The organism is Micromonospora parastrephiae (genome assembly GCF_016802865.1).
GTDB classification, from domain to species: Bacteria; Actinomycetota; Actinomycetes; order Mycobacteriales; family Micromonosporaceae; genus Micromonospora; species Micromonospora parastrephiae.
On the sequence record NZ_JAEVHM010000218.1, the window covers coordinates 1 to 8421 of the forward strand.

An 8421-nucleotide genomic window follows, 5' to 3' on the forward strand; every position below is an offset into this window, starting at 1 on the left:
GCCCCGCTCGCGCTCGGCGGCCACCAGCTCGCGGACGGCGGGGGCCACCTCGCCGGCGAACCGACGCAGGTCGTCGGGGTCGTCGCTGGCGAGGATGAACGTGCCGACGCCGTCGCCCAACGCCATGTCGGCCAGCTCCCGTACCCACTGCTCGGCCGGGCCGTTCAAGGATCCGCGCCCGACGGTCGAGAACGTGCCGGAGATGTTGAGCAACCGGCGGACGTCCCGGGGTGAGCGACCGGCCTCCCGCGCGGCGTCGTCGATGATCGCGTTGCCCTTGGCCAGGCCACCGGGTTCGAGGTAGCCCAGCGTGGGCAGCCAACCGTCGGCCCGGCGACCGGTGAGCGCAAGCATGCGCGGCTTGTACGCGCCCAGCCAGATCGGCACCGCGTGGGCGGGGGCGGGACCTCGCTTGGCGCCGACCACCCGGTGGAACTCGCCGTCGACTCGGACGCCACCGCGCGCCTCGGCGTCCCACATCTGTCGGATGATCTCGATGGCCTCCTCCAGCGCCCGTACGCCCTGCCCGGGGGTCAGCCGTCGACCGCCCATCGCCTCGATGGCGTCCCAGAACGCCCCTGCGCCGAGGCCCAGCGCGACCCGGCCGTCGGTGAGCAGGTCCAGGCTGGCGATACTGCGGGCGAGCACCGCCGGTGGACGCAGCGGCAGGTTCGTGACGTTCGCCGACACGTGCACCCGACTGGTCCGGGCCGCGACGAAGCTCAGCAGCGTCCAGGTGTCGAGGAACCGGGGCTGGTACGGGTGGTCCTGGAAGGTCACCAGGTCAAGCCCGACCTGCTCGGCGAGGACGGCGAGGCCGACGGTGCGGTCCGGATCGTCGTTGCCGGGCGTGGTGAACGATCCGAAGACCAGGTCGTGGCCGTAGTCGCTCATCTGCGAGCCTCCCGTTCCGCGCAATGCGTCATGAACTCAACCTTATGCCATACAGAACATCTGCTGCCAACAAGGTCTGCCGTACTGCGCTATTGTCGGGGTATGACGGGTGCCACCGACCGGCCGGACCGGCCCGATCCGCTCGACGACGACCTGGGCTGGATGCTCGGGATCGTCTTCCGGGGCTACGTCCGGGCCGCCGAGCACGCGCTGGCCGACTTCCCCGCTGGGCCGCGCGGCTACCAGGTGCTCACCGCCGCGGTCAACGGACCGGCCCGCAACCAGGGCACGATCGCCGAGGAGCTCGGCATCGACCGCACAGTGCTCACCTACCTGATCGACGACCTGGAGCGCCCCGGGTTCGTCGCCCGACGGGCGGACCCCGCCGACCGACGCAGCCGGCTGGTGGACGTCACCGACGCCGGACGGGCCGCCTGGCAGCAGCGGCGCCGGGCGCTGCGACAGGTCGAGTCGCACCTGCTGGGGGCGCTCACGCCCGCCGAGTCGGCGACCCTGCGGGCCCTGCTGCAACGGGTCGCCTGCTCGACCCAGGCGATCGACCCGCTGCGCGACCTCTGCGAGGTGGTGGCGCAGGTGCAGCCCGAGTCGAGCCCCACCGAACCCCCGGCTGGCGGGCGAAAGGCCGGACGTCGCCGAGGCGCCGACTGATCCTGGCGGCCGGCGGTCGACCGCCGGCGGATACGGCAGCGGGTCCGCCGGCAGCGCTCGACGTCGTGCGTCGAGGGCCGCCGGCGGACCCGCTGTGTCGCTGACGCGGCGGATCAGCGCACGTGCACGAACACCGGGTTCGAGTAGAACCACAGGTCGTCCCACGGGCTCTCCAGCCCGTCGGCGAGCGGCTCGGCCTCGTCCGTGCTGGTGCCGCGCACCCGCGCGTACGTGTCGGCCTCGACGTCGCGCAGGGTGTGCCGGATGACGTAGTCCGCACCCTGCCGACGCCAGTCGCGCGGGCCGAACCGGGCCACCACCGTGGTGGTGGGGTTGGTGTCGGCGTCCGGGTTGGCGCTCGGCCCGGTGATCTGGCCGACGATCAGGTCGACCCGGCGGACCTCGGGGCGGTCCCCGTTGGCGTTCACCCCGCCCAGCGGACGGAACCGGATCTCGATCTCCACGTCGGTGTGGCTGCGGCGGCTGACCGTGATGGTCTCGCCCACCTCGGCCGTCCGCCCCTGGGACCGGGCGGTGACGTCGAGGCTGCGGATCAGGTCACCGGTCGTCACCCAGATCCGGCCGTTACGCAGGCCGTCCATGATGTCGCCGTAGTCCTGGCGCGCGTGCACGTAGGTCTTGCTGTACTCACCCGGCCAGAAGTCCGAACCGCCGCGCGTCCAGTGCACGTGCGAGTCCGAGGTCGCGGTGATCCACCAGCGGCGGCCCTCACCGAGCAGAGAGTCCCAGAGCCCACCGACGCGGGCGGTCATCTGGTCGAAGCCGCCGTAGGTGGGGTGGTTGCCGTACCCGCCGCGCTTGCCGCCGTTGAGCGGACCGGCCTGGTGCCCGGGCGCGCCCTCGAAGCCGATGTAGACGTCCGGGGCGGCGTTGTTGCCGTTGCGGAACTCGCGCGGGGTGTCCTGGCCGTAGACGCCGAGCCCGGGCGCCGAGCGGGACGTGTGGTGGGCGATGACCAGCGGCTTGTGCGGCATCCCCCGCGCGACCTTGAGGAACTCCACCATCTTGGCCTCGGTGTCGCGGGCCGGGTCGGTGGGGAACGCGTCGTACTTGGCGAACCGGCTCTCCAGCTCGAAGAGCTGCTTCGCCTCGTCGTCGTGGCGCGGGATCATCAGCGTGTGGTGGTCCAGCGACGGCGCGTCGAACTCCATGCCCCAGAACTGGAGGACCTCGGGGACCAGCTTGCGGGAGCGCAGCAGGTCGGGGTACGCCTGCTCGATGTTCACCTTCGAGTGGGTCGGTCCACCGTGGTCGGTGCACATGGCCCAGGTGAGGCCGAAGTTCTTGGCCATGATGGCGTTGGTGACGATCGGGTAGACCGCGTCCGCACCCTTGTGAAAGACGATCGGGCTCTTCGTGGTGTCGAACTCGCCGCTGTACTCGGAGTGGACGTGGTGGTCACCCGCACGCCACACCCGGTCCTTGGAGGTGCTCCGGTCGCCCGTGTCGTCACCCGGCCGGCGCTCCTCGTCGGCCCACGCCGCGCTGGCACCGACCAGCGGGCTGGCCGCGGCCAGCGTCGCGCCGACGCCCGCGTACTTGACCAGCTTGCGCCGCGACAGCTGCCCGTGCTCGGTCTCTTCGGATTGCCTGTCCCTCACGTGAAGCCTTCCCTCGATCAAGCGAATGCTCTTTCGATCAAGAAGCCTTGAAGAGAGGGGTGAACAGCCGTTGTACACGGCGCGGGGGCACGATGAACACCCTGCCCTCCGAGCTGCCGGAAAGCCAGGACAGGGCAGCGCCGTGTCACATCCGGCCGCGCGCGGTGCCCGACCGGTGCCGGCTCAGGGCACCTGCCGGGTACGCGGTGCCGTCCGGGCGGACGACGGCTGGGCCGGCTCGGTGACCACCGGCGGTGCGACGGTGACGGTGGGCAGCCCGGTCCGGCCGGCGACCGGGAGGACCAGCTCGCTGCGGCCCAGGTCGACCCGGACGGTGGCGTCCCGGTCGTCGGCTTCGGTGAACTCCGGGTCGCTCTGACCGAGCACCAGACCGAGCACGTGCCCGGCCGGCAACACCGCGTCGTACGCGTTCAGCGGGACCGTCACCGTGTACCACCGGTCGGGTCGCAGCGGGGTGCGGAACCGCAGTGAGCGGTGATGCGCGGCGTCGAGCCACCCCCTGGTCAGCACCGCGTGGTCGGAGACGCCGGTGATCTCCTCGGTGTCCCGGTAGCAGGCGTCGTCGACGTCCGTGGACGCTCCCCAGCAGGATTCGGTGTCCAGCGTCCGCACACCCTCCGAGCTGTCGTAGCGGATCCGCTCGGCGGTGCCGTAGTCGACGAGCCGGGCGGTCAGCTCGGTGGTGGGACGGTCCACGCGGATCCGCAGCCGCACCGACGGGCTGCCGGAGATCCGCAGCGGCGCGGTGAGCGTGCCGGAGAGGAAGACCAACCGGCCGGCGGTCGCCGCGCCCGGCTCGGCGACCAGCTCGGCCTCGGTCAGGGACTCGTCGACGTACGCCTGTTCCCGGCCCGGCCGCGCGCCGCGCCCGCCGAGGGTCCCGGTCACGCCGTCGCCGGCGCCGAGGGCGACCCGCACGTTCCGGGCGCCGGGGGCGGGCCAGTCCCGTTGGGTCGTCCAGGTGCCCGGGGCGGTCTCCAGGTCGACCCGCGGCTCGTCCATCACCCCGTTGCGCAGTCCCTGCAACCAGTAGTCGAACCAGCGGTGCAGGGCGCTCACCCACGCGCCGCGCCGGACGTCGAACGGGTCCTCGTGGCCGGCCTGGTAGAGCCAGAGCTTGCGGGGCACGCCCTGCTCGGCCAACTCCTGCCACCAGCGGGCGAACTGGTTGGTCGTGACGTTCAGGTCGTTGAGGCCGTGCGCCATGAACACGCTGGCCCGGACCCGGCCGGCCGAGGGCCGGTAGTCGCGTTGCGCCCAGAAGCCGTTGCGGTCGCCGGTCTCCTCCGCGCTGTCCGCCCGCAGTCGGGCCAGTACGTCGGCGCAGGCGTCGTCGCCGCGGCCGTTGACGTACGAGTGCAGGTAGCCGGGGTAGTCGGTGGTGCGCAGGACACCGTTGTAGCGCATGTAGTCGTACCAGCTGGAGATCGCCGAGATCGGCACGATGGTCGCCAGCCCCGGCACGCCGGTGGCGGCGGCACCGTTGGCGACCGACCCGTCCCACGACTTGCCGATCATGCCGACCCGACCGGTGCTCCAGGCGGCGCTGACCGGCCGCCCGTCGGCGTCGTACGCGCGGGCCCGCCCGTTGAGCCAGTCCACCACGGCCGTGGCGCTGTCCACTTCAGCCGGACCGCCGACGTCCTCGCAGCCGGTGGAGCGCGCGGTGCCGGCGAGGTCCACGGCGGCGAACGCGTACCCGCGCGGGACGAAGTAGTTGTCGTAGAACAGCGGCGCCTTGGCGATCACGCCGGCGGAGTCGTACGTCTTGAGTTCGCTCTCGTTGCCCCGCCCGCAGCACAGGTAGTACGGCGACGCGTCCATGATGACCGGCACCCGGACCCCGGCCGCGGCCGCCTCCCGGGGCCGCACCAGGTCCACCGCCACCCGGTCCCGCACGCCGTCGCCGTCACTGTCGGCCCGGGTCTGCACCCAGACGCTCTCGCGGATCGCGTCGGCGTACGAATAGGCGGGGACCGTCTGGGTGCCGACGACGTGCGGCGGGGTCGGTTGGTGCCGAGCGGTCGGGTCGGCGGCCGGAGAGGCGGTCGCGGGGGTGGCGGATAACGCCGCGACCAGCAGGCCGGCCAGGGCGGTGGCGACCCGGGCGCGGGTACGGGCGGTCGACATCGATGTCCTCCCGGGGTCCGACGCGTGGATGACATTCCACCGCATCCATATCCCTGTTGCCTAGTGCCGGCGACGCGTCGTCGTCAGATCCGGGCGCGGGGCAGCCAGCCCAGAAATCGGAGCCGCGCCCCGGGCAGGGGCATCGTCGGCAGATCCTGGGTGGCGGCGACGAGGCAGGAGCCGAGATAGACGGCGAGGGCGGCGCGCGCCCCACCGAACTCGGCGAGCAGCTGACTCTGCTTGGTGGCACACGGCCATTCCCGGCCACATCCGGTGCAGGTCCAGCTCGGCGGGCTGGGCAGGTGTTCGGGCAGCTTCGTGCGCCGGTACCGGCCCACGACGGTGTTGTCCGTGCGCACGTCCCGTCGTCGGGGCTCGGGGCCTCTGTTGCGATGCGCGGGTGGCCGGGGGGCGGGCAGATAGCGCCGCACGGTGCCGAGGAGCGCCCCGACGCGGATCAGGGCGTCCGGCCCCACGTGGTGGGCCAGCAACGCCGTGAGCAGGTAGTGCCCCAGCAGGTCGATGGAGTCACGGTTCAGCCGCAGGTCGCGGCACAGGTCCACGAACTCGGGCGTGGTCAGTGGCACCCGGTCGTCGAGCGCACGGCGGAGCACCTCACGAAGCGCGGCTCCAAAATTCTCCAGTGCGTCGCCCGCACCCAGTCCGAGGCTGTCCTCGTCCGACACCCGCGCCAATGCCTCGGCCACCGCAAGGCGGACGACGCGGTCCGGATCGGTACTGTCCAACGTTTGCCCCCACCTGTTGGCCGGATTCCCCGGCGGTGTCCCGGGCACCGGCGGCGTCCGGGAGATCATGGACAAGATTTCGCCGCGGTGGGCGGGGTGACTAGGACAGCAGGCGCAGGATCGCACCGCGCGGTAGCCGGAAAGCGAAGTCGGCTCGCGGACACGCCAAAGTTCAGCGGCACGCCGTCCCGCTGTCGTATGGTGGAATTCCCATCAATGGATATGCGAATAGTTGGGATTCCTTAACACTCGGTCCACAACACTCAGTCCAACCCGACAACGCTCCACCGCCACCACCGCCGAACCGCCGGTCAGCAACGTGCCGCGATTCACCGGCCCGTGCGCCCAGACACGTCCCGACAACGCCGCCGGCCCTGGTCCACCACCCGGCGGGACCCTCCCGGACGGAGAGAGCGGATGACGTCATCAGTGCAGACCCGAGGATTCGACAGCCGCGACCCAGGGGTGATCCACCGCTTCCTGGCCAGCACGTACGGCACGGACCTGCGCATCCGTGCCGAGCAAACCGGGTACCACCTCGTCCACCAGCGCGTCGACACCGGACCGTTCGCCCTCGCCACCACCGGCCAGACCGCGCGTCTCGACATCGAGGTGGGTGACCTCGACGGGTTGGTCGTCTCCCGCACCCGCACCGCCCTGGTCGACCGCACGTGCGAGGGTACGGCCCACCGGTTCGGTCCCGGCGACGTCTTTCTCACCACCCGGCCCGGCCGGCCGTTCAGCCTCCACTGGGAACCCGGCCTGGTGGAACTCTGCGTCCTGGACCTCGCGGTGCTGACGCAGGTGGCGACCGCCGCACCGGCCCGGAGGCCCGGCCAGATCCGGTTCACCGACCTCGGTGCCGCCAACGCGCTCCTCGCCCGGCAGTGGCAGAAGACCACCAGCTACGTCAGTGACGTCGTGCTGAGCAACCCGAGTGCCAGTGTCCAGCCCCTGGTGGTCGGCAACGCCGCGCGGATGCTCGCGACGGCGGCGCTCGCGATCTTTCCCAACACGGCGTTCACCGACGAGACCGCCGAGGACCGTCACGACGCCAGCACCGCGACCCTGCGCCGCGCCATCGCCTTCATGGAGGAGAACGCCGACCGGGACATCGGTGCGGCCGACATCGCCGGCGCCGCCGCCGTCTCCCTGCGGGCGGTGCAACTCGCCTTCCGCCGCCATCTCGGCACCACCCCGATGGCGTACCTGCGCAGGATCCGCCTCGACCGGGCCCACCACGACCTGGTACGGGCCGACCCTCAGCAGGAGACCGTGTCGGCGATCGCCAGTCGGTGGGGGTTCGCCAGCCACAGCAGGTTCACCGCCCGGTACCACGCCAGCTACGGTGTGCCGCCCCGCGAGACGCTCAACGCCTGAGGCAGGGCCCCGGACGAGCATCCGCGTCCAGGACACCAACTGGACCGGTGCTCGTTCACGGCAGAGCGCGGGCGAGGCGACGGACGGCCTCGTCCATGAGGTCGGCCGCGGCGGCGGCGTAGGAGAGGCGCAGGTGCGGGGCCGGGGGTTCCGCGGCGTACCAGGGGCGACCCGGAAAGACGATGACGCCCTCGGCGGCAGCGGCGGCGGCCAGCGCCACGTCGTCCGTGCCGTCGGGCAGACGCACCCAGAGGTGCAGGCCCCCGCGTGGGATCGACTGCGGACAGAGGCCGGGAAGGTGCCGGCGCAGCGCGGACACCAACGCCTCGCGCGTGTCCGCAGGGCCGTGGTCAGGGCCCGACGGTGTCGCGGCCACGCCGGGGAGGTGAGGAACTCCAGCGCTGCCTGTTGCAGTGGGCCGGCGACGAAGAAGTCGTCGAGCAGCCGGGCCGCGCGCAGCCGGGCGCCGGCCGGACCGCGCGCGCCGATCGCGGCGACGCGCAGCCCGGGCGCGGTCGACTTGGTCAACGAGCGCAGGTAGATGACGTGCCCGTCCGGGTCGTCGGCGGCCATCGGCGGTGGGGCCGGACCGTCGATGGTGAGGTCACGGGCGTAGTCGTCCTCGATGAGGAAAGCCCCGGCGTCGCGTACCGCGTCGGCGACCTGTGCCCGGCGGTGACCCGCGAGCGTCGCGCCGTGCGGGTTGGCGTGCAGCGGCTGGCAGTAGAAGAGCCGCGCGCCGGTGCGGGCGAACGCGGCGGCGAGGTGGTCGGGGCGCACCCCCTCGGCGTCGGCCGGCACGGGCACCACCCGAAGTCCGGCCGCCCGAGCCACGGCCAGCGCGCCCAGGTAGGTCGGCGACTCGACGAGCAGGGCGTCGCCGGGGGCGGCGAGCGCCCGCAACGCCGACGACAGCGCGGCCTGCCCGCCGGGGCAGATCACCATGTCCTCGGCCCGCA

The 8421-nt window shown here is 72.4% G+C and carries 7 protein-coding genes and 1 pseudogene; 2 read left to right on the forward strand and 6 right to left on the reverse strand.

From position 1 onward, the window contains the following. Positions 1 to 894: LLM class flavin-dependent oxidoreductase (locus JNW91_RS27280; RefSeq protein WP_203178280.1), on the reverse strand; the 894-nt coding region annotated here is incomplete at its 3' end. A 102-nt stretch (positions 895 to 996) separates the two neighbouring features. On the opposite strand from JNW91_RS27280, the gene JNW91_RS27285 reads away from it, so the two are divergent. Continuing rightward, positions 997 to 1563, forward strand: coding sequence for a MarR family winged helix-turn-helix transcriptional regulator (locus tag JNW91_RS27285; protein WP_238425792.1), 567 nt, complete (start codon positions 997 to 999; stop codon positions 1561 to 1563). Between the two features lie 113 nt (positions 1564 to 1676). Here the strand turns inward: JNW91_RS27285 and JNW91_RS27290 are convergent, their stop codons facing one another. The 3 genes from JNW91_RS27290 to JNW91_RS32700 form a co-directional block, all read right to left on the reverse strand. Then, positions 1677 to 3185: a CehA/McbA family metallohydrolase domain-containing protein gene (locus tag JNW91_RS27290; RefSeq protein WP_203178281.1), complete on the reverse strand. Its 1509-nt coding sequence runs from the start codon at positions 3183 to 3185 to the stop codon at positions 1677 to 1679. Between the two features lie 183 nt (positions 3186 to 3368). Further along, positions 3369 to 5336, reverse strand: coding sequence for a Xaa-Pro dipeptidyl-peptidase (locus tag JNW91_RS27295; protein ID WP_203178283.1), 1968 nt, complete (start codon positions 5334 to 5336; stop codon positions 3369 to 3371). Between the two features lie 83 nt (positions 5337 to 5419). Next, positions 5420 to 6082, reverse strand: a complete 663-nt coding sequence (locus JNW91_RS32700) for a hypothetical protein (protein WP_238425793.1) — start codon at positions 6080 to 6082, stop codon at positions 5420 to 5422. 417 nt (positions 6083 to 6499) lie between these two features. Here JNW91_RS32700 and JNW91_RS27305 point away from each other — a divergent pair, with 417 nt between their 5' ends. Then, positions 6500 to 7462: a helix-turn-helix transcriptional regulator gene (locus JNW91_RS27305; protein ID WP_203178284.1), complete on the forward strand. Its 963-nt coding sequence runs from the start codon at positions 6500 to 6502 to the stop codon at positions 7460 to 7462. A 55-nt stretch (positions 7463 to 7517) separates the two neighbouring features. Here JNW91_RS27305 and JNW91_RS32705 read toward each other — a convergent pair whose 3' ends face one another. Next, complete coding sequence (locus JNW91_RS32705; protein WP_238425794.1) at positions 7518 to 7838, reverse strand: hypothetical protein; 321 nt, start codon at positions 7836 to 7838, stop codon at positions 7518 to 7520. Between the two features lie 59 nt (positions 7839 to 7897). Beyond that, positions 7898 to 8407: pseudogene (locus JNW91_RS32710) on the reverse strand (aminotransferase class I/II-fold pyridoxal phosphate-dependent enzyme); the annotation flags it as partial. Between the last annotated feature and the right edge of the window lie 14 nt (positions 8408 to 8421).

Bases quoted from the DNA above. Each gene is read 5' to 3' on its own strand.
- JNW91_RS27305 (WP_203178284.1), top strand. From the start codon at position 6,500: ATGACGTCATCAGTGCAGACCCGAGGATTCGACAGCCGCGACCCAGGG.
- JNW91_RS27285 (WP_238425792.1), top strand. From the start codon at position 997: ATGACGGGTGCCACCGACCGGCCGGACCGGCCCGATCCGCTCGACGAC.
- JNW91_RS27295 (WP_203178283.1), bottom strand. From the start codon at position 5,336: ATGTCGACCGCCCGTACCCGCGCCCGGGTCGCCACCGCCCTGGCCGGC.